At 38.9% G+C, this 25341-nt stretch carries 25 protein-coding genes; 8 read left to right on the forward strand and 17 right to left on the reverse strand.

Annotation, left to right across the window (positions count from 1 at the left end; all coding sequences use genetic code 11):
- Window position 1: 1 nt before the first annotated feature.
- The 5 genes from pstC to LG336_RS20275 all read right to left on the reverse strand — a co-directional run bounded on the left by pstC (window position 2) and on the right by LG336_RS20275 (window position 6516).
- On the reverse strand, window positions 2–949 hold the full coding sequence (gene pstC / locus LG336_RS20255; protein WP_404329283.1) for a phosphate ABC transporter permease subunit PstC: 948 nt from the start codon (window positions 947–949) through the stop codon (window positions 2–4).
- A gap of 178 nt (window positions 950–1127) precedes the next feature.
- On the reverse strand, window positions 1128–2102 hold the full coding sequence (locus LG336_RS20260; protein ID WP_404329284.1) for a PstS family phosphate ABC transporter substrate-binding protein: 975 nt from the start codon (window positions 2100–2102) through the stop codon (window positions 1128–1130).
- A gap of 225 nt (window positions 2103–2327) precedes the next feature.
- Window positions 2328–4448 carry a peptidoglycan D,D-transpeptidase FtsI family protein gene (locus LG336_RS20265; protein ID WP_404329285.1) on the reverse strand — a complete coding sequence of 707 codons (2121 nt, stop codon included), beginning with the start codon at window positions 4446–4448 and terminating at the stop codon, window positions 2328–2330.
- Window positions 4449–4560: 112 nt separating this feature from the next.
- A complete protein-coding gene (locus LG336_RS20270) occupies window positions 4561–5778 on the reverse strand; it encodes an MFS transporter (protein ID WP_404329286.1) in 1218 nt (405 codons plus the stop codon).
- 129 nt (window positions 5779–5907) lie between these two features.
- On the reverse strand, window positions 5908–6516 hold the full coding sequence (locus tag LG336_RS20275) for a superoxide dismutase (RefSeq protein WP_404329287.1): 609 nt from the start codon (window positions 6514–6516) through the stop codon (window positions 5908–5910).
- 371 nt (window positions 6517–6887) lie between these two features.
- Between LG336_RS20275 and LG336_RS20280 the strand changes: the two genes are divergently transcribed.
- Complete coding sequence (locus tag LG336_RS20280) at window positions 6888–7580, forward strand: Crp/Fnr family transcriptional regulator (protein WP_404329288.1); 693 nt, start codon at window positions 6888–6890, stop codon at window positions 7578–7580.
- Window positions 7581–7838: 258 nt separating this feature from the next.
- On the opposite strand, the gene LG336_RS20285 is transcribed toward LG336_RS20280, so the two are convergent.
- Together LG336_RS20285 and LG336_RS20290 are read right to left on the reverse strand one after the other, a co-directional pair.
- Window positions 7839–8318 (reverse strand): DUF456 domain-containing protein, encoded by a 480-nt coding sequence (locus LG336_RS20285; protein ID WP_404333242.1) that lies wholly within the window; start codon window positions 8316–8318, stop codon window positions 7839–7841.
- A gap of 54 nt (window positions 8319–8372) precedes the next feature.
- Entirely contained in the window at window positions 8373–10007 is a 1635-nt protein-coding gene (locus LG336_RS20290; RefSeq protein WP_404329289.1) for a Na/Pi cotransporter family protein, read from the reverse strand.
- Window positions 10008–10221: 214 nt separating this feature from the next.
- On the opposite strand from LG336_RS20290, the gene LG336_RS20295 reads away from it, so the two are divergent.
- The 3 genes from LG336_RS20295 (at window position 10222) to ispG (ending at window position 12655) form a co-directional block, all read left to right on the forward strand.
- Window positions 10222–11019, forward strand: a complete 798-nt coding sequence (locus tag LG336_RS20295) for a DUF1189 domain-containing protein (protein ID WP_404329290.1) — start codon at window positions 10222–10224, stop codon at window positions 11017–11019.
- 96 nt (window positions 11020–11115) lie between these two features.
- Entirely contained in the window at window positions 11116–11442 is a 327-nt protein-coding gene (locus LG336_RS20300; RefSeq protein ID WP_404329291.1) for a hypothetical protein, read from the forward strand.
- A 115-nt stretch (window positions 11443–11557) separates the two neighbouring features.
- Complete coding sequence (gene ispG, locus LG336_RS20305; RefSeq protein WP_404329292.1) at window positions 11558–12655, forward strand: flavodoxin-dependent (E)-4-hydroxy-3-methylbut-2-enyl-diphosphate synthase; 1098 nt, start codon at window positions 11558–11560, stop codon at window positions 12653–12655.
- 105 nt (window positions 12656–12760) lie between these two features.
- On the opposite strand, the gene LG336_RS20310 is transcribed toward ispG, so the two are convergent.
- Window positions 12761–13735: a hypothetical protein gene (locus LG336_RS20310; protein ID WP_404329293.1), complete on the reverse strand. Its 975-nt coding sequence runs from the start codon at window positions 13733–13735 to the stop codon at window positions 12761–12763.
- Between the two features lie 157 nt (window positions 13736–13892).
- Here LG336_RS20310 and LG336_RS20315 point away from each other — a divergent pair, with 157 nt between their 5' ends.
- Window positions 13893–14456, forward strand: coding sequence for a hypothetical protein (locus LG336_RS20315; RefSeq protein ID WP_404329294.1), 564 nt, complete (start codon window positions 13893–13895; stop codon window positions 14454–14456).
- 247 nt (window positions 14457–14703) lie between these two features.
- On the opposite strand, the gene LG336_RS20320 is transcribed toward LG336_RS20315, so the two are convergent.
- Genes LG336_RS20320 through LG336_RS20330 form a run of 3 tightly spaced genes read right to left on the reverse strand, consistent with a single transcriptional unit; the run spans window position 14704 to window position 16749 of the window.
- A complete protein-coding gene (locus LG336_RS20320; protein ID WP_404329295.1) occupies window positions 14704–15117 on the reverse strand; it encodes a Fur family transcriptional regulator in 414 nt (137 codons plus the stop codon).
- 13 nt (window positions 15118–15130) lie between these two features.
- Window positions 15131–15973: a metal ABC transporter permease gene (locus LG336_RS20325; RefSeq protein ID WP_404329296.1), complete on the reverse strand. Its 843-nt coding sequence runs from the start codon at window positions 15971–15973 to the stop codon at window positions 15131–15133.
- Window positions 15970–16749, reverse strand: coding sequence for a metal ABC transporter ATP-binding protein (locus LG336_RS20330; protein WP_404329297.1), 780 nt, complete (start codon window positions 16747–16749; stop codon window positions 15970–15972). Before LG336_RS20330 ends, LG336_RS20325 begins: the two co-directional genes overlap by 4 nt.
- Window positions 16750–16909: 160 nt before the next feature.
- Between LG336_RS20330 and LG336_RS20335 the strand changes: the two genes are divergently transcribed.
- Window positions 16910–17170 carry a DUF2624 domain-containing protein gene (locus LG336_RS20335; RefSeq protein WP_404329298.1) on the forward strand — a complete coding sequence of 87 codons (261 nt, stop codon included), beginning with the start codon at window positions 16910–16912 and terminating at the stop codon, window positions 17168–17170.
- Between the two features lie 77 nt (window positions 17171–17247).
- Here LG336_RS20335 and LG336_RS20340 read toward each other — a convergent pair whose 3' ends face one another.
- Together LG336_RS20340 and LG336_RS20345 are read right to left on the reverse strand one after the other, a co-directional pair.
- Window positions 17248–18141, reverse strand: a complete 894-nt coding sequence (locus LG336_RS20340; protein ID WP_404329299.1) for a deoxyribonuclease IV — start codon at window positions 18139–18141, stop codon at window positions 17248–17250.
- A gap of 25 nt (window positions 18142–18166) precedes the next feature.
- On the reverse strand, window positions 18167–19477 hold the full coding sequence (locus LG336_RS20345) for a DEAD/DEAH box helicase (protein WP_404329300.1): 1311 nt from the start codon (window positions 19475–19477) through the stop codon (window positions 18167–18169).
- A gap of 236 nt (window positions 19478–19713) precedes the next feature.
- On the opposite strand from LG336_RS20345, the gene vrrA reads away from it, so the two are divergent.
- The gene (gene vrrA, locus LG336_RS20350) at window positions 19714–20337 is read left to right on the forward strand and encodes a VrrA/YqfQ family protein (protein ID WP_404329301.1); all 624 of its coding nucleotides are present in this window, start codon (window positions 19714–19716) and stop codon (window positions 20335–20337) included.
- 108 nt (window positions 20338–20445) lie between these two features.
- Window positions 20446–21390 (forward strand): 4-hydroxy-3-methylbut-2-enyl diphosphate reductase, encoded by a 945-nt coding sequence (locus tag LG336_RS20355; RefSeq protein ID WP_404329302.1) that lies wholly within the window; start codon window positions 20446–20448, stop codon window positions 21388–21390.
- Window positions 21391–21475: 85 nt separating this feature from the next.
- Here the strand turns inward: LG336_RS20355 and LG336_RS20360 are convergent, their stop codons facing one another.
- From LG336_RS20360 to rpoD, 4 genes are all read right to left on the reverse strand, one after another.
- Window positions 21476–22591 (reverse strand): Nif3-like dinuclear metal center hexameric protein, encoded by a 1116-nt coding sequence (locus tag LG336_RS20360; RefSeq protein WP_404329303.1) that lies wholly within the window; start codon window positions 22589–22591, stop codon window positions 21476–21478.
- Window positions 22588–23295, reverse strand: coding sequence for a tRNA (adenine(22)-N(1))-methyltransferase (locus tag LG336_RS20365; protein ID WP_404329304.1), 708 nt, complete (start codon window positions 23293–23295; stop codon window positions 22588–22590). Before LG336_RS20365 ends, LG336_RS20360 begins: the two co-directional genes overlap by 4 nt.
- Window positions 23296–23425: 130 nt before the next feature.
- Window positions 23426–23788 carry a cytochrome c550 gene (gene cccA, locus LG336_RS20370; RefSeq protein WP_404329305.1) on the reverse strand — a complete coding sequence of 121 codons (363 nt, stop codon included), beginning with the start codon at window positions 23786–23788 and terminating at the stop codon, window positions 23426–23428.
- A 411-nt stretch (window positions 23789–24199) separates the two neighbouring features.
- Window positions 24200–25333 carry an RNA polymerase sigma factor RpoD gene (gene rpoD / locus LG336_RS20375; RefSeq protein ID WP_404329306.1) on the reverse strand — a complete coding sequence of 378 codons (1134 nt, stop codon included), beginning with the start codon at window positions 25331–25333 and terminating at the stop codon, window positions 24200–24202.
- Window positions 25334–25341 lie beyond the last annotated feature (8 nt).

Below are 25341 nucleotides of genomic sequence, written 5' to 3' on the forward strand. Positions count from 1 at the left end.
ATTAATATTCCTCCCTGAATCTACGAGAAATATATTGTGCTATCATATTCATGACAAGTGTAAATACAAATAAAGTAAAGGCTACGGCATAAAGGCTATGATACAGGGTTGTCCCGGCAGCAGCTTCGCCACCAGATACTTCAACAATGTAAGCTGTCATCGTTTGCATCGATTGTGTTACATCGTAAGTGAAATTTTTCGAACTTCCGCTAGCGATTGTTACAATCATCGTTTCCCCAATTGCACGGGAAATCCCAAGCACAAAGGAAGCAATGATTCCAGAAATTGCTGCAGGGAGAACCACTTTAAACGTAACCTCTAGTTTTGTCGATCCTAGAGCTAAAGCACCCTCTCTCATTGCATTGGGAACAGAGCTCATCGCATCCTCAGATAGTGATGCGACCATTGGAATAATCATGATCCCCATTACAATCCCGGGACTAAGGATATTTGTTGGCTCTAATCCAGGGATAAATGATCTTAATAATGGAGTAACAAAAGTAAATGCAAAGAATCCATAAACGATTGTTGGAATACCTGCAAGAATTTCAAGGATTGGCTTTAAAATTCTCCGAGCTTTTTCAGATGCATATTCGCTTAAATAGATGGCTGTCATCAAACCTATAGGAATTGCTACAAGCATAGCAATCACTGTGGAAATCAAGGTTCCGGTTAACAGAGGCAGCACACCAAAAACAGCATTTTCTCCTAAAGGTTTTAATTCCGTCCCCGTGAAAAAGTCTATAATTGAAACTTCTTTGAAAAAGAGGAACGTTTCAGTAATAAGAGTTAACAAAATCCCAATTGTCGTAAAAATTGAAACACCTGCTATGGCTAATAAAATACTTGGCACGAGTTTTTCTATTGTTCTTCCTACGCTCTTTGTTTTTTTCTTTTCTTCTATAAGAGCACGGATATTCGTATTGTTTTGACCTGCTGTGTTTTGCAAAGTGAGTTCTCCTTTCACTTACTAATTATGCTCTGTTTAACGTGGTGGGGTGATTTCCACTCCAATCACCCCTGTGAAAAGCGACAATATTCTTTATAGCCTTTTATGAAGAAGGGGGAAAGTTTTAAAACAGGGAAAAGATGAGAAGAAGTCTTCTCATCTTTTAAACAGATTGAAATTATTTCAATCCATTTAGTGTATCAACTGCAGCTTGAATTTCTTCTTCAGGAAGCGGTGCAAACCCAGTTTCTTGAGCTACAGTGTTAGCATTTTCCATCGTATAGATTGCATAATCTAATACTTGAGGCTTTTCTTTCGCATGATTCACATTTAGGTAACTGAATACTGGGCGAGTAAATGGTGCATATTCACCATCTTCAGCAATCGTATCTACTGATGGTTCAACTGGACCACTTCCAAAGTCGACTTTTACAGCAGTTAACTTATCTGTGTTCGATGCATAATACCCATATCCAAAGAATGCAATGGCGTTTTTATCTTTTGAAACCAAGTCAACTAGTACAGAGTAGTCTTGCTGTAAGTTGATTCCGTCAACTAAATCTTGTTCTTCGAGAATATTTTCAAACATAAACTCGTATGTTCCATGGTTTTCATTTGGTCCGTAAGTTTTGATTTCTTCATCTGGGAAGTCTGCACGAACATCAGACCATTTCTGTTTTCCACCACTTGCAAGGAAGATATTGATGATTTCCTCTTGAGTTAATTCTGTTGCCCAATCGTTTTCTTTGTTCACAACAAAGGTTAATCCATCTAAGGCAACTTTTAATTCTTGAACTTCAATTCCTAATTCATCAGCTGTTGCCGACTCTTCTTCTTTAATTGAACGTGATGCATCATTAAAGTCTGTTCCATCTTCGACTAAGAATTTTTGGAAACCAGCAGAAGTTCCAGCTCGACTTACTTCAACCGATACGTTTTCTTGTTCATTTGTCATATAATTTTCAGCCATTTTCGCCATAAAGGGATAAACAGTTCCGGATCCGTCAATTACTACGCTACCTTCTAGTTCTGTGGATTCTTCAGTGTTAGCATCTGAGCCACCACTTGACCCTTCGCCACCTCCACACGCTGCGATAAACATCATCACTGCAGCAACTAATGCTAATAAGCTTAATTTTTTAAGACTTTTCATTCCGTTATTCCCCCTAAGAAATATCTTTTGTTTTGTCCTACAAGTAACAGAATACAGACCTTTTTTTAAGGTTGTTTAAATGGAATGTAAAGGTTTTGTAAATTTACACAAAATGTGTGTATATCTGTCGAAAAAAAGGGAATTCTAGAAGGTTTTTTAATAAATCAACTAGATTTCTTAATACAACCGCAAAAAAAAGACTGCCCTATTGGACAGTCTCACAACTTATTCATCCGAATCTTCTTCAGAGGATTCTTCGTCTTTTTTATCTGTTTGTTTGTTTTGGCGATTTTCTTTTAATTCAAAATAGGTATCCATCACCCTACGACCAATGGCACTATTTGCAGTATGTCCACTGTTTCCTTCATAAGCCCATGGAACCATTACAGCCATAGCTACTTCTGGATTGTCATATGGAGCATACCCTACGAGACTTAAGTTCATGACACCAGGAGCCTCATCAAATTTGCTACGCTCTGGTCCGTCATAGAATGCTTGAGCCGTCCCTGTTTTCCCTGCTGGTTTATAGCTAGCACTTCCAAAACTTCCATAAGCAGTTCCACCTGAAACCTGCATAACACGGCGGAACCCTTCCTGCACGCCTGCAATCCATTCCGGCTCAGCGTCTACCTTATTAAGAACCACAGGCTCAAAAGTTTTTAACACTGGACCTATTTCTTCATTATCCATAACTGGCTCCCGAATCTCCCTAACAATCTGCGGCTTGATTCGATTCCCCCCATTCGCAATGGTTGAAACATATTGCGCAAGTTGCATAGTTGTGTAGGTATCATACTGACCGATAGAGAAATCAAGCAAAAGACCTGGTCCACGGTCAATCCCTTTAAACCCAGCCATTTCGTTTGGAAGGTCAATTCCAGTCCTTATCCCGAGTCCAAACTGAGCAAATGAATTCCTAAATGTGTCAAATGCTTTCGGGTTGATTGAAAGAGGTTGATTGTATCGATATACGCCTCCACCAACATTGATAGCGGTCCTATACATATATACGTTTGAAGATACTTTGAGAGCATTTTTATAATCAAGAGTACCTAGACCAGCTCTCCATGAACTTTTAGGTTTTGTGTCTTTAATGACAATCGGAGTATCATGGAAAGTCGTACCTGGGGAAATCGCACCCGTATTTAATCCAGTTAGCACGGTGGCACCTTTAACAGACGAGCCAACAGTGTAGGATGTGGTGATATTCCCTAGAGCAAAATCCCTCATGGTGTTTGCCCCTGTTTCTTCATCTTTTACAATTTGCTTACCCGCCATTGTCAATACTTCTCCTGTAAAGGGATCCATTAAAACGACAAAGGCTCGATCTAAAAATCTTGTTCTTGGCTGTTGCTTTGCCTTAGCCAATTCTTCTTCAATGATTTTTTCAACTGCAATTTGCAAATCCATATCAATCGAAAGGACTAGGTCTTTCCCTCTTTCCCCTTCGGTAATAGGCACGGTCTCCAAAACATTCCCTGCTTTATCGGTTATGTTTTTAACTTTCGCCTTTTGTCCGTGTAGAACATCTTCATATTGAAGCTCTAAATAACTTTTACCTACTCGGTCATTTCGACTGTAATCTCTGGATAAATAGTACTCCAATTTTTCTCTAGGCAAACCCTCATTAGAGTCAGTAATCCTACCGAGAACAGTTGCTAACGTTGGCTCAAGCGGATATTCTCGATCCCAGTCTGTGGTCGTGTCTACACCCGGAAGCTGCTCAAGATTTTCACTTACAGCGGCATACTCTTTTGCCGTTACGTTTTTCTTAACAATTTGTGGAGTCAGCGCATAACCACCGCTAAACTCACGGAAGATTGCAATTATCTCCATGTCTTTGTCCGTTAGTTTATTTAACTCTTTTTCCGTAATTCGCTCGAGCTGAAGATTATAGATGTCTGTGTTATCCAGTGATTCTTGATAAAATAAATCCCATTCATCTTCAGTTATCTTCTCTTCTGCTAGTTCAGGATTTCTAAATAACCAATAATCCTTCTTATCCCGTTCCCTAACCTCTTTAACATCCTTATCAATAAGGTTGGCAAGTTTCTCGGCAACCTCAATCATCTCTGCTGTTCCCGTACCTTGACTTTTTGTATAAGTAATCGCATTACTAGCGGAGTTATCAACAATTGTGGTCATGTTTCGGTCATACATTTTCCCCCGCGGTACTGGACTATTCACCGTAATATCTTCAGTCCGCTCAATTTCTCGCTTGTAATCTTCCCCATAAACAATCTGTACGATTCCTAACCTTAAAATTAACAATGAAAATAAAACAAACACCGTAAAAAACACTAAATTCAACCGAAGGGAAACTTGTTTCTTTTTCTTTTTCCCCATATCCCCCCACCTTCCTAAACAATAAAGGTTTCTATGCATTACCTTTTATTTTATAGGAAAAGCAGGTAGATTTCTATTGGGAAATTTCACTACCCTTATTTTTATTCGTGCCTTAGGCGCAAGAAAATTTTACTTTACGAATAAAAAGGTAGATCAAGGTATGGCCACTTCCGATAATTAGAAGCAAGATTGGAATACTTTTTTCTTGATTGAAAAACTTTATCGCCAATAAGAAAAGAGTAATAGATATAATCCTTCCGATATTTAAGAACACTTCTTTTACCACTATGTATTCAATTCTCATTTCTGCGGCCTTCCAGCCTCTTCCAATAACATCATACGTCAGTGAGGCGTACGGAACTAGCAATAGTGGATAGGCTACTGCAATGATGGCAGCATAGAAAAGAAGCTTCGTATAAGTTAAATCAAAGACAAGCAGGAAAATAACCAAATATAACAGGATCCCTCCAATGAGAATGGCCTTTTTCCGATTGTCCTTTTTTAACATTCTTGAGACAAAAAAGTAAGTGACAAAGGAAATGCCTGAATTAATAAGCCCAAAAGTTCCTAAGGCCATTTCACTCCCAGTCGAAATGAACACAAATACAGAAACAATAAAAGCAAAGGTACCTTCTCTTAACCCTTGGAAGATGTGCGCATTCGTTACCATCCGCCAGTTCAGACTTTGCTTCCTTTCCTGCCAAATGCGTGCAAACCAATACTTTCCTTCAGCCGGTCGTCGTTTCAAAAAGAAACTTAGAAATACTGCTACTGAAAATAAAACTAATGATATTCCAAAAATAATCGTATATCCAGTAAACTTCTCCAACCTTGAGATAATAAAACCAGCAGCAAACGGTCCAATCATCCCGCCTGCAGATGAAAGTATTCCTAAAAAGCCATTGAAAAAGTCCCTTGTTTCGGGTTCTGTTATTTCAAAAGTGAGGACATTGAAGGCTAACCAATAAAAACCATAACCTATCCCAAGAAGACCACCTAGCACCAATAAAAATTCTGATGCCCTTGCCCCAGCAAATAGCACTGCAAGGTAAAAGGACGCTAAAAAAATGACACCAATTCTGAGGACGATTACCCTATCAATTTTTTTGGCCCATCTCCCTGCTAATATAAAGGTTAGAAGTTGCATAATGACTGTGGCTAAATTATATAGACCAAGGTCCATAAACTCTCCAGACTGCTTCCATAAATAGATGTTAACAAAAGTGTTGGACAAGGCAACACTCAGTGAATACAACCCGCCAATCAACAAAAGAAGCATGAGGTCTTTTGTGAGTTCCACATCACCTATCAGTTTTTTAAATTTACTCATTAAGAAACTCCCCTTTTCTTCTGAGTAGTTTCTAACAATCCCTACTGACTTATGCATCAATTAACGGATGCTCTTTATGAGAATAAAAAAAAGACAGGCGAAGTTCGCCTGTCTTTTTTAAACCCTTAATTATTTTGCAGCGTTGTAACGCTTATTTACTTCATCCCAGTTTACTACGTTCCAGAATGCACCAATATAATCAGGTCTTCTGTTTTGATAGTTTAAGTAGTATGCATGCTCCCAAACATCAAGTCCAAGAACTGGAGTCTTACCTTCCATTAATGGAGAGTCTTGGTTTGGCGTGCTAGTTACTTCAAGTTCACCGTTATTAACGGCAAGCCATGCCCAACCAGAACCAAAGCGAGTAGTAGCAGCTTTAGCAAACTCTTCTTTAAATGCATCGAAGCTTCCAAATTTGTTAGTGATAGCTTCAGCAATCTCACCAGTTGGCTCGCCGCCACCATTTGGTGAAAGGATCTGCCAGAATAGAGAGTGGTTAGCATGTCCACCACCATTGTTACGGACAGCTGTACGTGCAGCTTCAGGTACCGCATCAAGGTTAGCGATTACTTCCTCAACAGACTTGGAAAGAAGCTCCTCATTTCCAGCTAGAGCATTGTTTAGATTTGTAACATATGTGTTGTGATGCTTCGTATGATGGATATTCATTGTTTCTTTATCAATGTGTGGTTCAAGTGCATCATATGCATAAGGTAATTGTGGTAGTTCAAAAGCCATTTTTAACATCCTCCTATGTATCGTATGATTTCCCTCTGAAACATTTCCAATATTAATTATTTAAATATTGGAAGCATTCACAAGGCTCTAGCAATAGATTACCAAACAACGGTAATTGAATCAAATAAAACGCTTAACTAAACGCAACTAAGTTTGTGCTCAGGTTCCTCACTTTATTCATGTTCATATAAATAAACATATAAAATAATAAATTTCGAAAAATCGTCAAAATTACTCAATCCTTAATCTGTCAACGATTTATATCGCACCAAAGCAAACCTTCTACCATTTTATACCAAAACACTATTGACATAGTACCTACAATTCTTTTAAATCAATGGTATAAAGGCTTTTTATAGGGAGTGACCCTCGTGGAAAAAAATATTTCCTTGTACAGTTTAATCTTACAAAACTTTATTGATAAAGAATCCATTCAGAAAGTTCCGGCAGATACAATTCTCTTCCAAGAAGATGATCCAGTTGAAAATATTTATCTTGTGCTCAGTGGAACAATCTCGATTGGCCGCGTTCATATGAAAGGCAAAGAATTCATCATGAAACTATTAAATGGTGAGGAAATGATTATTGAGTATGAAATGTTTAAACATAATCCCCATTATCATTTTACAGCCAAGGCGTTAACAAATTGCGATATTATCATGATCAAAAAAGAAGCTTTTGAAGAATTTGTCTTAAATAATAAAACAGCGATGAATTCACTTCTAAATTGGTTGAGTACTCGCTATTTAAAAGCTCAGATGAAGTGTCAGGATTTAATCATGAACGGAAAAAAAGGCGGACTTTATTCAATCTTAATAAGATTATGCAACAGTTACGGTGTTAGGACAGATGAAGGCATTCTTATCGACCTTCCCCTTACTCACCAGGAGCTCGCAAATCTAACTTATGGGACGAGAGAAGTAATCCAACGAATGTTAAAAGAGCTTCGTGAACAAGACATTATCACTTATGATCAGCTCAAGTTCACCGTTAAAGATGTAGGCTTCTTAAAGCGTGAAGTCGATTGTCAAAACTGTTCGTTTGAGATATGTGGATTAAACTAGTTTTCAAAAAAAAATCGTGCTATAAGCATGATTTTTTTTATAGGCTCTTTTCTCAAACTTTGTTGCTCTTGAATATAAAATAGGTTGGTTGAAGCTTTGTTTCCCTACAGAATAGCCTTTAAATTATGAGAAAAGAGCGTGCAAACTTCCTATAACGTACAAAATAGCTTATCTTGCATTAAAATCGGCTTTAGGTAGTAAAAAATCGGCTTTAAGATTTTTACAATTTTAACAACAATCTTTACGAAAATAGCCTTTTTATATAACAAAAAAGAAGTAAAGCAACATAAGCACTTGGATAATTCCCTTAGTAATGACACTGCTAACAAAACCTACCACTGACCCAAAACCAATTTGGACAGACTCTTTTATATTTCTTTTATGAATGATTAGCTCTGCTGCCATCGCACCTAAGAAAGGCCCTATCAGTATCCCGACAACCGGAATGACAAACGGGCCAATAATCAACCCTATTGTACTTCCCCAAACACCAGCCTTTGAACCTCCATACTTTTTTACACCAATCATATTCGCTGCATAGTCAGCACCGAGCAGTAGAAGGAAAAACAAAACTTGAATAGCCCAAAATAACCAATTAAAGGGTTCAAAGGTATAAAACACGCCGTATAGAAGAAAACCACCAAATAAGAAAACGACACTTGGAATCACTGGGTAGACTAACCCAATAAAAGCCACAACAAACAATAAAATGATAATGCCCCAATATACGTAATCCAACATTATACTCCCCCTTTCAAAAAAAAGCAAGGGAATAATCCCCTTGCCATTTTATCATTGATGATTTTCACCTAAAACATATTCGGCAATATTTACAGCATGGTCACCAATTCTTTCAAGATTGCTGACAATATCAACAAAAACAATACCTGCTTGCCCTGAACAGCTACCTTCGCTTATTCGGAGGATATGCTGTTTCCGTAACGATCTTTCCATTTTATCAATTTCTTCTTCTTTTCTTACAACTTTTTCAGCAATGGTACGATCGTTCTGATCTAATGCTTGAAGCGCATTATTCACTGTTGATATGGTTAAAGTGAACATTGTTTCTAGGTCATCCATAGCTGTATTGGTCATTTTCACTTTATTTGCCTGCTGATATTCTACAAGCTCAATAATATTTTCAAAATGATCGCCAATACGCTCGATATCTCGGACTGTATCCATTAAATTTCCATGTTCTTCAGATTCCAATTTGGACAAGGAGGCAGTCGAGAGCAACACTAAATAGTCCGTAATTTTTCTGTCAAGATTATTAATAGCATCTTCTAACTGATAAGCAGTAACAGAATGCTTTGTATTCTTCGTTTTCAGAAATTCATTCGTTTCTTCTAGACCTTGAACAGCGAATTTCCCCATACGCAGCACCTCTTCTTTCGCCTGCCCAAGTGCAATAGAAGGAGATTGTTCTACAAAGATTGGGTCTAAATGCTGAGCTTTGTATTCAATAAGAGAATCTTGTCCAGGAATAAGTTTCGTTACTATATAAGCCAACACTGCAATAAATGGCAACTGAATAAGAGTATTCGTTGTGTTAAATATCCCATGAGCAAAGGCAATTGTCATTTCGGGATTTAAATTCATTCCATCTGCTATGAGAATAATTAAACTCGTAAATGGCTTGATTAGAATAACAAATATAAGTGTACCGATTATGTTAAATAGCACGTGGGTAGCGGCAGCGCGACGAGCAGCAACAGACGTCCCAATCGCTGCAAGGATGGCTGTAATTGTCGTACCAATATTATCCCCAAAAAGAATTGGCAAGGCAGCTTGTAGCGATACCAACCCCTCTCCATACAACTCTTGGAGAATCCCAATTGTTGCACTAGAACTCTGAACGATGACAGTAAATAATGTCCCAACAACAACCCCTAAAATAGGATTAGTACTCATTTGCACTGTCAATTCATGAAAAGCCTCCACACCACGAAGAGGTTTCATCCCATCGCCCATTAGTTCAAGACCATAAAATAAAGCACCAAACCCGAAGACTAATTGACCGATATTATGAATTTTCTTATTCTTAAAGAAGAACAACAGGATAGAGCCTGCAGCAATTATCGGTAAAGCATATGCACCAATATCGATACCAATGATAAATGCGGTAACAGTCGTACCAATATTTGCGCCCATAATTACCCCGATAGCCTGACGGAGCGTCATGAACCCTGCACTTACCAACCCGACGGTAATGGCGGTAGTTCCACTACTCGTTTGCAGCAATATTGTCACAAAAATACCCGCTAATACACCCATTAAAGGATTTGTGGTAAAACGGTCTAATATATCTCTTAAGCGGTCGCCGGCAGATTTTTGTAGCCCGTCCCCCATGTATTTTATTCCAAACAGGAAAATACCAAGGCCTCCCAAAAATTCAAACAGCATTACTTGTACGTTTATTTCCATCGTTTCAACAACCCCTAGATTATTATTCGACTAAATTCAACAAACCTCTCCAATTATGTAAGATAGGTGAGGCAATTGTAAATATCTTTTATATTAAATTTACAATACCTTAACATTTGTGCCTAATGTTACAGGAATGTTACAAAGGAAAGGAAATAACTTGTGATTCCCTTATGTTCAAGATACAATAATACCCGTTAATAAGACGAAGGGTGTGAGTTTCATCAATATTTTTAAACAATTTTACAAAAGCCTGTATTCACCAAAAGACATCGCTTCTTTTAGGGTTCAAGGGATAGGTAAAACAATCCTATATGTTTTTCTCCTAACCATATTATCCGTCTTACCTACTATTTATTATACAAATTCAACAATCAATGAAGCGGTTCAGGTTGTTGAAGAAACCATTAAGGAGGATCTCCCAGACTTCCAAATTAAAAATGGTGTTCTTACCTCCTCAGAAGACCAGCCGATTACAATTAGCAAAGGGAATTTTTCTATTATTTTTGATTCAACCGGCGCAATGGATGTAGGGAATATCTCCAACACGGGTGACACTCTCGCTCTCCTTCAGCGAGAAATGGTATTAAGCTCTGGTGGTGAAGCAAATACTGTTCCTTATTCGATGATGGCAATGGATACAATTACTAAACAAGATATCATTACATTTATTGAAAATTCAGATACGGCACTAGCCTTTATTTTACCAATCTTTTCAATCATCATTTTTCTTTTTAGTAGCGGGCTAAGATTCATCGAAATCTCCGTTCTCGCCTTAATAGGAATCTTACTCAAGAACATCGTCCGAAAAGATTTGCAATACCGCCACTTGTGGCGAATGACAGCTTACAGCGTGACTCTCCCAACTGTGTTCTTTACCATTATGGGATTATTTCAAACCCATGTCCCATTTGGGTCACTTATTAACTGGTTTGTTAGCCTGACTATATTACTGTTGGCCATACAAGAGATACCCACCTCAAATGAACCAACTACCATTAACAACGACTAAATTCGGACTGCGCTCACAATTGAGTGCAGTTTTTTGTTCTTTTCTTGTCATTTCGTGCATATAAATGGACAAACCTTTAACATGGAGGATTGTCCAATGAAAAAGCTAGCCGGATTCCTATTTATTGTTCTTGCCGTTTATTCCATTTACAACGACCTAACCCACGGAAGTCTTCCAACTCCTGTTAGTACAAATAAAATTGAAGCAAAAACAGTCAGCCAAGATACTACACCTTATTTTGAACAGGAAATTCATCCTGGCGATACAGTGCTATCGATATTAGAACGAACTCTAGATGGTTCGCTACCCGTTTCAATTACAGAAGCTGTAGCAGATTTCCAAGAGTTAAATAACGGGACCCCTCCAGAAGAAATCATTATTGGAAACTCCTATAAGTTTCCAAATTACCGGCAATCACAATAACATACGTTTACGATAGAGAACTTTCCTTGTCATTTTTCCTATCATCCTGATAAAATGGATATGTCTACAAAAGATAGAAGATGAATTTCTTTTTATAAAAAGGAGCGAATCACTGTTGAGTGAATTAATACATCGTACTAAAACACGTCCTGTTCGCGTTGGTAATTTAACGATTGGTGGCAACAATGAAGTTGTTATCCAAAGTATGACTACCACTAAGACGCATGATGTTGAAGCAACTGTCGCAGAAATCAAGCGCCTTGAAGAAGCAGGTTGCCAAATTGTCCGCGTTGCCTGCCCGGATGAGCGAGCAGCTAATGCAATACCAGAAATAAAAAAACAAATAAACATACCTTTAGTCGTTGATATCCATTTTGATTATAAGCTTGCGCTTAAAGCGATTGAAGGTGGCGCAGATAAAATAAGAATCAACCCAGGAAATATTGGGAAAAAGGAAAAAGTTGAAGCCGTAGTAAAAGCAGCAAAAGAACGTGGAATTCCAATTCGAATTGGCGTTAACGCTGGTTCACTTGAAAGAAGGATTCTTGAAAAGTATGGGTATCCAACAGCAGATGGTATGGTCGAGAGCGCACTACACCACATCAAAATTCTTGAGGATTTAGATTTCCACGATATCATTGTCTCAATGAAGGCTTCTGATGTAAATCTTGCCATTGAGGCCTATACGAAAGCAGCTCAAGCATTTGATTATCCCCTCCATCTAGGGATTACTGAATCCGGAACTCTGTTCGCGGGAACAGTTAAAAGTGCAGCGGGACTTGGAGCCATTCTTAGCAAAGGGATTGGAAACACTGTTCGTATTTCATTAAGTGCTGATCCTGTCGAAGAAGTAAAAGTTGCCAGAGAATTATTAAAATCATTCGGCCTTGCAGCAAATGCTGCAACTCTTATTTCCTGTCCGACTTGTGGGCGAATTGAAATTGACTTAATTTCTATAGCCAATGAAGTGGAAGAATATATTTCCAAAATCAAAGCTCCAATTAAAGTTGCGGTTCTAGGATGCGCTGTTAATGGTCCTGGTGAGGCTCGAGAAGCCGACATTGGAATTGCCGGTGCTCGTGGTGAAGGATTGCTATTCCGCCACGGAAAAACCGTCCGTAAAGTACCTGAGGATCAATTAGTTGAGGAATTAAAAAAGGAAATTGATAAAATAGCCGAAGAAAAACTTAACGAGATGGCAAAACAAAAATAAGCAAACAGTTGGTAGCAGTATACATGACTGTTTCAGAATAGAAAGAACTAAATCAAAAGGCCCGGTATAAGCACCGGGCCTTTTTTTATGCTCCTAAAGAATACCTCAATAAAACGGCAATACAAACATACCAATGATAATCGAGATAGCTCCAATTCCGATTGCCCAATTAGCAAGTCCCTTAGCTCCACCGCGTCTTCTAGCAACGAAACCAAGCACAACTCCCGTGATACCAAGAATAACCGGCAATACAAACAGTGAAAGAATTGATATAGCAAGAGCTGACATACCCATTATACCTGCACTTGCTTTTGACTCCTGTTCTTGCCCTGATGCATTTGTGTCTCGATTAAGATTTAGGTTGACCGGAGCTGCAATTTCTGCTGCCGTTTCCTCTCTATAGGTAGGTTCTGACGATATAGTCGCTCCAGTGGTGTTTGAAGCTTCTGAATTTTGCGAGGACTCAGTCGAGCTGGTAGCCCCAGGTGTTCCTGAAGATTCCTTCATTCGCGTTGACTCATTTAGCCCATTTGCACCTGAAAATCCCGTCATTTGCGAGGAACCTGTTGACTCGTATGCTCCAGTTTGACCTGAAGACCCCGTCATTTGTGAAGAACCTGTTGACTCGTATGCTACAGCTTGACCTGAAGATCCCTTCATTTGTGAGGAACCTGTTGATTCATATGCTCCAGCTTGACCTGAAGTTCCCTTCATTTGTGAGGAACCTGTTGATTCATATGCTCCAGTTTGACCTGTAGATTCCGTCATTTGCGAGGACCCTGTTGAGTATGCCCCCGTTGTTTCGGATGCATCTATTAATTGAGCGGAGCCTATTGATTGATATGCTCCAAATTGCGCTGCCCCCGCCGACTGAGAAGGTCTACTTGATTCTCCAGCCATTTGTGCTTGAGACCCGGTATCCATTCCTGATACTTGGTTATAATCAACATTATTTTCGCTTGGCAAGGCCGCTGGGGTTGAGCCTATTGAGCTTCCAGCATTTGTGTCACTTAATAAAGAACTTTGTTCTTGCTCATTTAGATACTCGGGTTTATCCTGGTTACGTTTTTCGTCTGCCATCATAATCCCTCGCTTTCTTAGTGGAGCACTATTATTGTTCACGAGAAAAGCAAGTTTTACGATGTCAATATTTGTCTAAAAAAAGAAGATATTTCTTCTATCCCTCCTTATCATTTGATAAGATAACATGTAAAGAAATTGATAAGGAGTCTTTAGCATGAAAAAAAGATTTGGTATTGATATAGACGGAACCGTTACATGCCCTTCTTCAATGGTTCCTTATTTAAATGAAGCGTTTGATTTGAACATTACCCTTAAAGACATCAAACAATATGATTTAATGCCGCTAATCCCCACTAGTGAGGAAGAATTTGCCGAATGGTTCACTACAAATGAACCAAGAATATATTCGAATTCTCCTTTAGCAAAGGGAGCAAAAGATATATTGAGCAATTGGACCGTTGAACATGAATTATTTTTTATTAGCGCCAGAAGAAATCACCTTCTTGATATTACAAAAAACTGGTTTAATAAGCATCAGATTGACTTTGACCATGTAGAATTAATTGGTAGCCATGATAAATTAGCCGCTGCAAAAAAATTCAAAGTAGATATCTTTTTCGAGGATAAACATGATAATGCAGTAATGATACATGAAGAATGTGGTATACCAGTGGTTCTATTCGATACACCCTATAACCAAGATCCAATCCCTAAAGGGGTTATACGTGTAAAGAATTGGTATGAGGCAAATCAGTGGGTCCAGAAATGGAATCAATAGAAAAGCGGAAGCGCCCTGTTCAGCGGCGTATGGCCTGGAGCGCTCCAACCGAGATAAAGGAAACACGAAGAGCGATAGCGATTCGATGTTGACGCAATCGTTGCGGCGGTAAAAATCCAAAAGCCGATTTTTACTCGGAGAGCGAAGGACACTAGCCGCTAGGGCGCTGGAGCTGGACAATTCTCTAAGTTAAACTCTATTTATTATCTTTAAATAAAAAATGGCACATCCTTTGGATGGGCCATTTTTAATGCAGACACTCTGGACACTTACCGTAAATTTCAAACTTATGACCTGAAACATCATATCCCTGTAAGCTTTCATTAATCGTATTCATTGGGCAGGTTTCGATTTCTTTCGTTTTCCCACAATCCAAACAAATAAAATGATGATGATGAGTTTGTTTCGAACACGCAAACCGAAAATGTTTCTCACCCGATAACTCCGTGGTTTCGAGTATCCCTAACTCAACAAAAATAGACAGGTTTCGGTAGATCGTATCAAAGCTTAAGCCTGGATATTGATTTTTCAGCTGCTCAAGTACATCGCGAGCCGTTAGGTACTTTTCATTATCCGAAAAAAGCTGGAGCATCTCTTCTCTTTTTCCCGTATGTTTGTAACCGGAATCTTTCAAAAGATTCATTGCTTCATTTACATTCATCTAAACACCCCATTTAAACAGATCTTCCAGAAGCCAGCTTTTTAAGTAAAACTGTAATAATTAAAATTACTACAGCAAGCATAACAATCGTGCCACCTGGTGCCAAGTCTAAATAATAAGAAAGAAATAACCCGCCAAGAACCGACGCTTCTCCAAAAATGACTGAGAAAAAGATGGTTTGCTTAAACCCACGTGCAATCCTAATACTTGCAGCAACAGGTAGGGTCATCAAAGAGGAAACAAGGAGAATTCCAACAATTCTCATTGAAGCAGCAATGACAAGCGCGACCATAACAATAAAGATAAAATGAATGGATTTGGCAGCAATTCCTGTAGCTTTTGCATACTCCTCATCAAAAGAAAGTAAGAATAATTCCTTATAAATCAATGCAATTGTAAGCACAACAAATAGACTGATGACAATAATTGTCCATAAATCTGTTCGACTCACAGCACTAACACTTCCAAATAAATAACTAAATAAGTCCGTATTGAAGCCATCTGCTAAAGAGATAAAAATAACACCTAAACCAATTCCACCCGAAAGGATGATTGGAATCGCTAACTCCTGATAATGTTTATAAACGGTTCGAAGCTTTTCAATTAATACCGCACCGCCTACTGAGAAAGCCATTCCCATATACATCGGGTTTAATCCTAAGAAAAAAGGAGAATATTTTCCAAGAAATAAACTCGCAGCGATTCCAGCAAGAGTTACGTGACTCAAAGCATCAGCGATAAGAGAAAGCCTTCGGACAACGATAAAAACACCTAACAAAGGTGCAATTGCTCCAATAATAATGCCTGAAAAAAAGGCGTTTTGCAAAAACTCGTACTGTAGGATTCCCGTAATCATGTATGTGCCTCCTCATGATGATGATCATGAGACAATAAATGTACATCGTGACCATAAATCTCGGAAATCCCTTTGATTTTTTGTTCTTCAAATTCACTTGAAGTCCCATGAAAGAACAAACCTTTATTTAAACAAGCAACATTAGTCACTTTATCTGAAATAGCACCGATATCATGGGTAACCAATAACAATGTAATTCCTGCTTGATTAAGCCCTGATAACATGTCGTAAAATGATTGGACATTTTCTGCATCAACCCCAACAGTCGGTTCATCAAGGATTAATAACTCTGGTTCACTAACAAGTGCCCTTGCAATAAAAACCCTTTGTTGTTGTCCACCAGAAAGTTCTCCAATATTCCTGTTCATGTATTGTTCCATCCCGACCGACTTGATTACCTTGACGATTTTATCTTCATCTTGCTTTTTAAGAAAACGAAACAAACCCAGTTTTTTTGTCAATCCACTAGCAACAACTTCATATACTGTTGCAGGGAAGCCAGAGTTAAAAGAATTTGCTTTTTGGGAGACAAAACCGATCTTTTGTTGGTCTTTGAAATGCTTAATTTCTTCACCAAATAGCTTTATGGTCCCTTTTTGGGGTTTAATCAATCCGAGAATCAGTTTGAGCAAAGTAGATTTCCCCGAACCGTTTGGACCCACTATTCCAAGAAATGCCCCCTTTTCTATTTTCAAACTCACATCCTCTAGAACATTTTCCCGATCATATCGATAATATATATGGTTTAGTTCAATAACTGGAAGATTATTCTTCACCTTTACCACCTTCAAAAATAAGAATCATTCCGATTTACTCACGTAGTATAACCCATGGTGATGAAATTGTAAACAATGTTACCTTGTTAAATATTTTTTGACTATTTTAAAGTCACGATTGCGAATGTGTCCTCATACCTTACAAAGAGGAGTGATGAGAATGAAAATATTTGAAAACATCGTGAATCACAAAATCAACAATATCACTAGTGAAGAACTCTTGAAATATGCCGAACCGTTTAAATTGGATATTAATAAGGCACAAGCCGATAAAATTGCTCAATACTTACGAAGCAAAAAGGTCAATATCTTTAATGACAAGGAACGTGTTAGCTTGATTAAAGAAATTGCCAAAGTCACTGGACCCGAAACTGCAAAGGAAGTAAATAAGCTTTTTGTTCTTTTTATAAAAGATAAATAAAGTCAAAGCCGAAGCGCCCGTTTAGCAACGTATGAAAAAAAGCTGTGACGAATAGCGTCGCAGCTTTTTCATGCAGATTACCCCATCATTATGTGTTCTAACAATTTTTCCTCAAATTGTTTGTTTTTTAGCATTTCAATTTCATGGCGATAAGGTGCTTTTTTACTATTTTTATCTTCCCCTACAAATGGGGTTTCCAAAATCTTTGGTATGTCCGCTAACTGTGGATGATGAACGATATAATTCAATGCTTCAAACCCAATATGGCCAAAGCCGATATTTTCATGACGATCTTTACTAGCCCCACGCGGGTTTTTACTATCATTGATATGAAGGACCCGTAGACGGTCAATACCAATGATTTTATCGAAGTCGTTTAAAACACCATCAAAATCCTCAATTATATTATAGCCTGCATCATGGGTATGACAGGTATCAAAACAAACCGATAATTTATCATTATGGACTACACCTTCCATAATCATTGCAAGTTCTTCAAATGACCTTCCACACTCTGAACCTTTTCCCGCCATTGTTTCTAAAGCTATTTGAAGGTTTTCCTTTCCGGTAAGAACTTCATTTAAACCTTCAACTATTTTTTTAATTCCTTCTTCAGCACCTGCCCCAACATGTGCGCCGGGATGCAAAACGATCTGCTTTGCCCCAATAGCTTCTGTCCGTTCAATCTCACTTCTTAGAAAGCGCACGCCCAAATCAAACGTATCAGGATTTGTACTGTTCCCAATATTGATAATGTATGGCGCATGGACCACAATTTCTTCAATCCCGTTGTCCTCCATGTGCTGGCGACCGACCTCAATATTCAAGTCTTCAATTTTTTTTCGTCTTGTATTTTGAGGTGCTCCAGTATAAATCATAAATGTGTTAGCACCATATGAAACAGCCTCTTCACTCGCTGCTAGTAACATTTTTTTCCCACTCATGGAAACATGTGAACCAATCTTTAACATTCTCATTTCCCCTCGCTACACTAATCTATTTTTTTCTTTTCTCAATTCTATGAGCTCGTTTTTTTAATTTATCAATATCCGCCTGCATCTTTTTCTTATAACCTGGTTTCACCTTTTGCGGTTTCTTCACCATTGATTTTGCTTTAACATCAACTTCATTTTCTTTTTTCTGTCGTTTCTTCCGCTTATTCCGCTCAGAAATTTCGATTATTTCGCCATTAGACAGATCCACATTTTTAAAACTTAAACCTAACTTTTCTAATCGATTTAGTGCATCCTCATCTGAAGACTCATAGACGGTCAACGCAATGCCAGAATACCCCGCACGTGCTGTTCTTCCCACACGATGGATGTAAAAGTCTAGGTCAGTCGGAAGCTCATAGTTAATGACATGACTTACCCCTTCAATATCAATGCCCCGGGCAGCTAAGTCTGTAGCTACGATATATTGGTACTCTAAGTCCTTTACTTGCTTCATAACTCTCTTACGTTCACGTGGCGTTAAATCCCCATGGATACGACCTACTTTTGCTCCTTGAGCAATTAATCCATCTGCCACCTCATCTGCTTTTTTCTTTGTATTGGTGAAAACAATTGCTAAATATGGATTAAAGGCAACGAGCGCAGAATGAACGAGACTGACTTTATTCCGATGTTTCGCAGGCATCAACATGTGTTCAATATTTTCAGCTGTTGCTTTCTTAGGATCTATCTGGACATATTTTGGATTTTCCATGTATTTTTTCATAAAAGGTTTTAGTTTCTCAGGAATAGTCGCAGAGAATACAAGCATTTGTAATTTTTCTGGCATTCTTCCTGCGAATTGATCGACATCTTGGATAAAGCCCATATCGAGCATTAAATCTGCTTCATCAATAACAAGAATTCCAGCTTTATGTACATGCAAAGCATTTTCTTTTACTAGGTCATTGATTCTGCCTGGCGTCCCAACAACGATTTGTGGTTGCGTTTTTAGTTTCTCAATAGCTCTTAGCTTATCTGTTCCACCTATGAAAGAGCGAGCAGTATACCCTTCCTCAGCGTGTTCGATTACTTTCATTACTTCTTGATAGATCTGGTTGGCAAGCTCCCTTGTCGGGGCAGTGATTACAGCTTGTACCTCATTTAAGTTAGGGTTTATCTTTTCAATGATTGGAAGGATATACGCATGTGTTTTTCCCGTACCTGTTTGGGATTGCCCAATGGCACTTTCACCTTTTTCAATAATTGGTATTAATCTTTCTTGTATTTCAGTCGGCTCAGAAAAGCCTAATTTGTTAATTGCCTCAAGTATAAACGGCTTAAAATTATATCTCTCGAAATTGGTTGAATTCATTAAAAAGCTCCTTTTTTCTAGCTACTTATTCTGGAATTTACATTAGCCCGAGTCTAATCGGCAACATGTCCATCCTGTTATTATAATAGACAATCAAAAAAATCTCCATTTAAGCTTATTTTAACCAAACTTAACTTAAATTTTTCGATATCCTCACGAAATTAAGATTAATCCAAACCAAAAGATGCTGAATGCATATTCTAATAATGAGAGTAATTTGTAAAGGAGGCCATATTATGTTTCCAGGACCAGGTGCCCCATATCATGGAAGGGGAATGAGAATGATGGGGCCAGGACCTACAAGACAGGGACACAGTCCCTTCGGGGGTTCTTTCATGGGGCCTAGGGGACCATCACATCCTCGAATGAATCCAATGATGGGAGCTCGTCAGCCCGCTAAACAGGGCGGCATTCTCGCCAGAATCTTAGGAAAAGGACAGGGAGCAACGGGATTCCCGGGTTTTGGAGCTTCCGCTCAAGGTGCGACAAGAGCGGCCGGAGGAGGAGGAGGGCTACTTAACGCACTTACGAATCCAAGCTCAATTAATGGATTTTTAAACAATACGCAGCAGGTGCTAAAAACAGCCCATCAAGTAGGCCCAATGATTCAACAATACGGTCCACTTGTAAAAAACCTTCCCGCAATGTGGAAGCTTTACCGTGGTTTAAAAGATCTTCCTGACCAAGAAGAAGAGGTTGAAACAACCTCGAACGAAAGCAAACCATCAACTGAAACGAGTAGAAAATCCATATCCACAGAAAAAACCAAGAGAAAAAATACAGCATCCACATCTTCATCACCAAAAGAATCGAGACCAAAGCCTGTCACAAGAGATTCTAGACCAAAGTTATTTATATAGTTTAGAAATAAATTACCCCTGTTGGAAAAAAACTATTTTTGTAATCTGTTATTAAGTTTACTATAATAGAGAAATAGAAATAGAGCTTTCTGCAGGAGGATGACTGACTTGAAAGTAATGAAAATTTCACCGCGAGGCTACTGCTATGGTGTTGTGGATGCCATGGTTATCGCCCGAAATGCGGCTCTCGATAAAAATTTACCCAGACCTATTTATATTCTAGGGATGATTGTCCATAACAAGCACGTAACAGATGCGTTTGCTGAGGAAGGAATCATCACTTTAGACGGAAGTAACCGGAGAGAAATCTTGGAAAAAGTGGACGGTGGTACTGTTATTTTTACAGCACACGGCATTTCTCCAGAGGTGCGCGAACTTGCTACCCAAAAGGGGCTTGTCACGATTGATGCAACCTGCCCTGATGTAACTAGAACTCATGATTTAATTGCAGAAAAAGTTCAGGAGGGGTTCCAGGTAATTTACATTGGAAAAAAAGGCCATCCTGAACCTGAAGGTGCAGTAGGCGTTGCTCCTGGTTTTGTTCATCTTGTTGAAACTGAGGCAGATGTTGAAGCCCTGGAGCTATCTCAAGACAAAATTATTGTGACGAACCAAACAACGATGAGTCAATGGGATGTCGCTGATATCATGAAGAAAGTCCAGGAGAAGTTTCCAACTGTCGAGGTTCATAGAGAAATTTGTATGGCGACTCAAGTTCGCCAAGAAGCAGTTGCAGAGCAGGCAAAAGAGGCAGATGTCCTTATTGTCGTCGGGGATCCGATGAGTAATAACTCAAACCGGTTAGCTCAAGTTTCCCAAGAAATTGCGTCTACAAAGGCTTATAGGATAGCCGATGTATCTGAACTCGACCTTGAGTGGCTTAAAGGTGCAGAGACTGTTGCTGTGACCGCAGGTGCCTCTACCCCTACCCCAATTACAAAAGAGGTTATTGCATTCTTAGAACAATATAATCCAGAAGATGAACAAACTTGGAACAGGGAAAAGAAGGTTCCGTTGCATAAAATACTTCCAAAAGTTAAAAGAACCACTTAGGACAAAAAGAAAGTGTCTTATTATAATAGACACTTTCTTTTTTTGGCTCAAACAAGACCCAATCCATTTTGGATTGGGTCTTAGATTAAATAAAAATAAAAGGATCTGTTTGGACCTCCGATGGGATAAACTCTACCTCAAGTCCCTTTTCCTGACATCTTTTTTTCATTATTTTTGCTACACCAGATTTCATAACTTTTTCGACATTATGACCAGGGTCGATCATGTTTAGTCCTGCCATCCATGCATCATGTGCCGTATGATAATAAAGATCCCCGGTGATATAGACATCAGCACCGCGGAATTTTGCGGTAGAAAAATATTTATTGCCGTCCCCACCTAGAACTGCAACCTTTTTAATCCTAGCCTCTAAATCTCCCACAACTCGAACTGTCTTCACATCAAGAACCCTTTTCACATGTTCGGCAAATTCTTTTAGTGACATTTCATTAACCGTTCCGATTCGACCCAGTCCTAACTCCTCTCCCTTGTTTTCTAAAGGATAGAGGTCATAGGCAACTTCCTCATAGGGGTGTGCTTTTACCATGGCGGCAATCACTTGTTTTTCAAGGCTTTTTGGGAAAATGGTTTCAATTCTCGTCTCTCCTACCTCTTCAAGACGCCCCTGCTCGCCGATATGAGGATTGGTTCCGTCTCCAGGAAGAAAACGCCCTGTGCCATTAACACTAAAAGAACAATGACTATAGTCGCCAATTGCTCCTGCGCCAGCATTCCCTAAGGCTTGCCGAACATTTTCTGCATCTTCTTCAGGTACGTACACTGCAAGCTTTATTAATTTATCCTCAAAGGTAGGTACTAACACCTTCGCATTGCTTAGTCCTAATGCTTCAGCGAGAAGATCATTCACGCCACCCTTTGCAACATCTAAGTTAGTATGAGCGGCATAGACAGCAATATCGTGTTTTAATAATCTTGTAATGATCCGACCAGAAGCTGTATCTTCTGTTATTTTCCCCATTGGTTTAAAGATAGGCGGATGATGAGCTATGATTAATTGTACACCTTTCTCAATTGCTTCATCGACAACTTCTTCTAGCACATCCAATGCAACCATCACCTTGGTCACCTGTTTATTTAACCTGCCTACTTGTAACCCAATTTTATCTCCCTCCAAAGCAAACGACTTTGGAGAAAACTGTTCAAATACCTGAATCACTTCATGACCATTCACTTTTTTCAAGAAAGAACCTCCTTTACCATTTTGAGTTTCTTTTCTAATTCTCTCTTCTTTTCCAATGTTGAATCATTTTGCTCGGCATGTTCTAATTGATTTAAAATCCTTTGCCAGTTCCTCTTTTCAAGTTCCCACTTTTCTCGAAAGGCTTCATTTTTCTCTTTCAATAAATATGGACCAAATAATAATTCTAATTCATCAACATCACTGTCAACAGCTTCACCTATGCCATTTTGTGCCACAAGTACTTCATAAATTTTCCCATCTTCTTTTAGAATACTTTCCGAAACTAATTTCCAGTGATGTTCGCTCAACCATCTTCTGATTGCATGTGCACCAACATTTGGTTGTAGGATTAGCCTTTCGACATTCACAAGCTTATCTTTGCCTGCTTCCAGAATACTGGTAATCAAGGTGCCTCCCATTCCTGCGATGGTGATACACTCCACTTCTCCAGCCTCTATCACCTCAAGTCCATCTCCCTTGCGAACAACAATGCTCTCTGTAAGGCCCTCGAGCTGCACCTGTTTAAGCGCAGACTGATATGGGCCTTCTGCTACCTCCCCTGCAATTGCGTATCGTACAGCCCCTTTTTTGACCATATGACAGGGTAAGTAAGCATGGTCTGAACCAATATCAGCGATCCTACTTCCTTTAGGTATGTAATTTGCAACTGTCGCCAGCCTATCTGACAGTTTATCTGTATTCATCTATTCACCTACTAAATTTATTTATGATGCCAAGCAGCCTTCGCTATTTTTTGCCCTGCACCGGCTTCTAGCCCTTCTTACACTAGTATAAAAAAAGTCCTTTGCAGATGCAAAGGACTAGCTGGTACAATTATTTCATTTCTGCAAGCCATTGAGCCATTTTTTCTTCATTTCCTGGCACTAAGCCTCCAGGCATTCCACCAGGTGTTCCATTGGTAAGAATATCCTGAATTTCTTCCGGTGAAAATTTACTTCCAACTGTTGTCAATGCTGGGCCAGATACACCTTGGTATTGATCACCATGGCAACCGATACAACTTTGTTGATAAAGTTCTTCAGGACTTGCATCCGCCACTTCTTCAGTATGGTCCCCGCCTTCACTTTCCTTAGCAATTTGTTCTGCATCCCCTAGACCTTTGAAAGAAAGGAAAAACATCAGGCCAATACCAAATACCATAATCAACACAAATGGAATAATTGGATTCCGGTTCATAATATACCCCTCCTTATGTATAAGTTATAAATTCTTATAACTATTGCAAACAACTTTATTTTACTTGAAAAATGTTCTTAGATAAAGTAAAAAAGCAAACTTTATCACACTAATCCACAAAATAGACACATTTTAAGTTTCTATAAAAAAAATAATCCACCATTTTCATCACCCATTTATGGAAAATAATCCTAACGGCATTTGCAAAGTGAGAGACAATTCAGTAAAATAACTGTAGATAGTGTTAATTAAGAAAATCCTGAGAGCCCGTTTAGCGAAGTTTATGGTTGTTATAGCTGACAATGTAGACCTTTAAATCCTTAATAAACCACTGGGCCATGAAATTGAAACAAAAACCCCTTGCAATAAAAAAAGGAATAATTTACCCTAGAGTAAATTATTCCCAGAAGTTTATTCTAAAAAGTCTTTTAGACGTTTACTACGGCTAGGGTGCCTTAACTTCCTGAGTGCTTTTGCCTCAATCTGACGAATACGCTCACGAGTTACACCGAATACTTTGCCAACTTCTTCAAGCGTTCTCGTGCGACCATCATCAAGACCAAATCGGAGTCTCAATACATTTTCTTCTCGGTCTGTTAAGGTATCCAATACATCCTCAAGCTGCTCTTTAAGCAATTCATAAGCGGCATGCTCTGAAGGGGATGTTGCGTCCTGATCTTCGATAAAGTCGCCTAAATGTGAATCGTCTTCTTCACCAATTGGTGTTTCCAGCGATACAGGTTCTTGAGCAATTTTAAGAATTTCACGAACCTTTTCAGGTGTTAAATCCATATCTTCAGCTATTTCCTCAGGAGTAGGTTCACGGCCTAGATCCTGTAATAATTGCCGTTGCACACGAATGAGCTTATTGATTGTTTCAACCATGTGAACTGGGATACGGATGGTTCTTGCTTGGTCTGCAATTGCTCTTGTAATGGCCTGGCGAATCCACCAAGTTGCATACGTACTAAATTTAAAACCTTTACGGTAGTCGAATTTTTCAACAGCTTTAATAAGACCCATGTTTCCTTCTTGAATCAAATCTAGGAACAGCATGCCTCGCCCAACGTATCGCTTTGCAATACTGACTACAAGACGAAGGTTTGCTTCCGCAAGGCGTCTTTTAGCCTCTTCGTCACCTTGTTCAATTCTAGTGGCAAGATTGATTTCTTCTTCAGCAGAAAGTAAATCAACACGCCCAATTTCTTTTAAGTACATCCTTACTGGGTCGTTTATTTTAACACCAGGTGGAACACTAAGATCGTTTAAATCAAATTCTTCATCACTTTCTTTAGCAAGTTCTTTTACAGCAGGATCTTCTTCAGCATCTTCACTATCACCTACGATTTCAACACCTTGGTCACCGAGAAATTCATAAAATTCATCCATTTGGTCAGAATCTAATTCATAACTTGATAATCTTTCTGCAATATCATCGTAAGCGAGGACACCGGTTTTTTTACCCAGTGCGGTTAATTGGTCTTTCACTTGTTCTAAGGTAACTTCTGGCTCAACCTCTTTAGAACGGGCCGACTTTTCAGCCATATGTACCC

Origin of the sequence: Mesobacillus maritimus (genome assembly GCF_044803185.1) — a bacterium.
Taxonomy (GTDB): Bacteria; Bacillota; Bacilli; order Bacillales; family Cytobacillaceae; genus Mesobacillus_B; species Mesobacillus_B maritimus_B.

What these genes read in the sequence shown, in the direction of transcription:
- LG336_RS20335 (WP_404329298.1), top strand. Translation starts at nt 16,910, where the DNA reads ATGAAAATATTTGAAAACATCGTGAATCACAAAATCAACAATATCACT.
- LG336_RS20325 (WP_404329296.1), bottom strand. Translation starts at nt 15,973, where the DNA reads ATGATTACGGGAATCCTACAGTACGAGTTTTTGCAAAACGCCTTTTTT.
- LG336_RS20270 (WP_404329286.1), bottom strand. Translation starts at nt 5,778, where the DNA reads ATGAGTAAATTTAAAAAACTGATAGGTGATGTGGAACTCACAAAAGAC.
- LG336_RS20265 (WP_404329285.1), bottom strand. Translation starts at nt 4,448, where the DNA reads ATGGGGAAAAAGAAAAAGAAACAAGTTTCCCTTCGGTTGAATTTAGTG.
- cccA (WP_404329305.1), bottom strand. Translation starts at nt 23,788, where the DNA reads ATGAACCGGAATCCAATTATTCCATTTGTGTTGATTATGGTATTTGGT.
- LG336_RS20315 (WP_404329294.1), top strand. Translation starts at nt 13,893, where the DNA reads ATGAAAAAAAGATTTGGTATTGATATAGACGGAACCGTTACATGCCCT.
- LG336_RS20310 (WP_404329293.1), bottom strand. Translation starts at nt 13,735, where the DNA reads ATGGCAGACGAAAAACGTAACCAGGATAAACCCGAGTATCTAAATGAG.
- LG336_RS20365 (WP_404329304.1), bottom strand. Translation starts at nt 23,295, where the DNA reads ATGAATACAGATAAACTGTCAGATAGGCTGGCGACAGTTGCAAATTAC.
- LG336_RS20260 (WP_404329284.1), bottom strand. Translation starts at nt 2,102, where the DNA reads ATGAAAAGTCTTAAAAAATTAAGCTTATTAGCATTAGTTGCTGCAGTG.
- LG336_RS20275 (WP_404329287.1), bottom strand. Translation starts at nt 6,516, where the DNA reads ATGGCTTTTGAACTACCACAATTACCTTATGCATATGATGCACTTGAA.
- LG336_RS20340 (WP_404329299.1), bottom strand. Translation starts at nt 18,141, where the DNA reads ATGTTAAAGATTGGTTCACATGTTTCCATGAGTGGGAAAAAAATGTTA.
- LG336_RS20300 (WP_404329291.1), top strand. Translation starts at nt 11,116, where the DNA reads ATGAAAAAGCTAGCCGGATTCCTATTTATTGTTCTTGCCGTTTATTCC.
- vrrA (WP_404329301.1), top strand. Translation starts at nt 19,714, where the DNA reads ATGTTTCCAGGACCAGGTGCCCCATATCATGGAAGGGGAATGAGAATG.
- rpoD (WP_404329306.1), bottom strand. Translation starts at nt 25,333, where the DNA reads ATGGCTGAAAAGTCGGCCCGTTCTAAAGAGGTTGAGCCAGAAGTTACC.
- LG336_RS20290 (WP_404329289.1), bottom strand. Translation starts at nt 10,007, where the DNA reads ATGGAAATAAACGTACAAGTAATGCTGTTTGAATTTTTGGGAGGCCTT.
- LG336_RS20345 (WP_404329300.1), bottom strand. Translation starts at nt 19,477, where the DNA reads ATGAATTCAACCAATTTCGAGAGATATAATTTTAAGCCGTTTATACTT.
- LG336_RS20320 (WP_404329295.1), bottom strand. Translation starts at nt 15,117, where the DNA reads ATGAATGTAAATGAAGCAATGAATCTTTTGAAAGATTCCGGTTACAAA.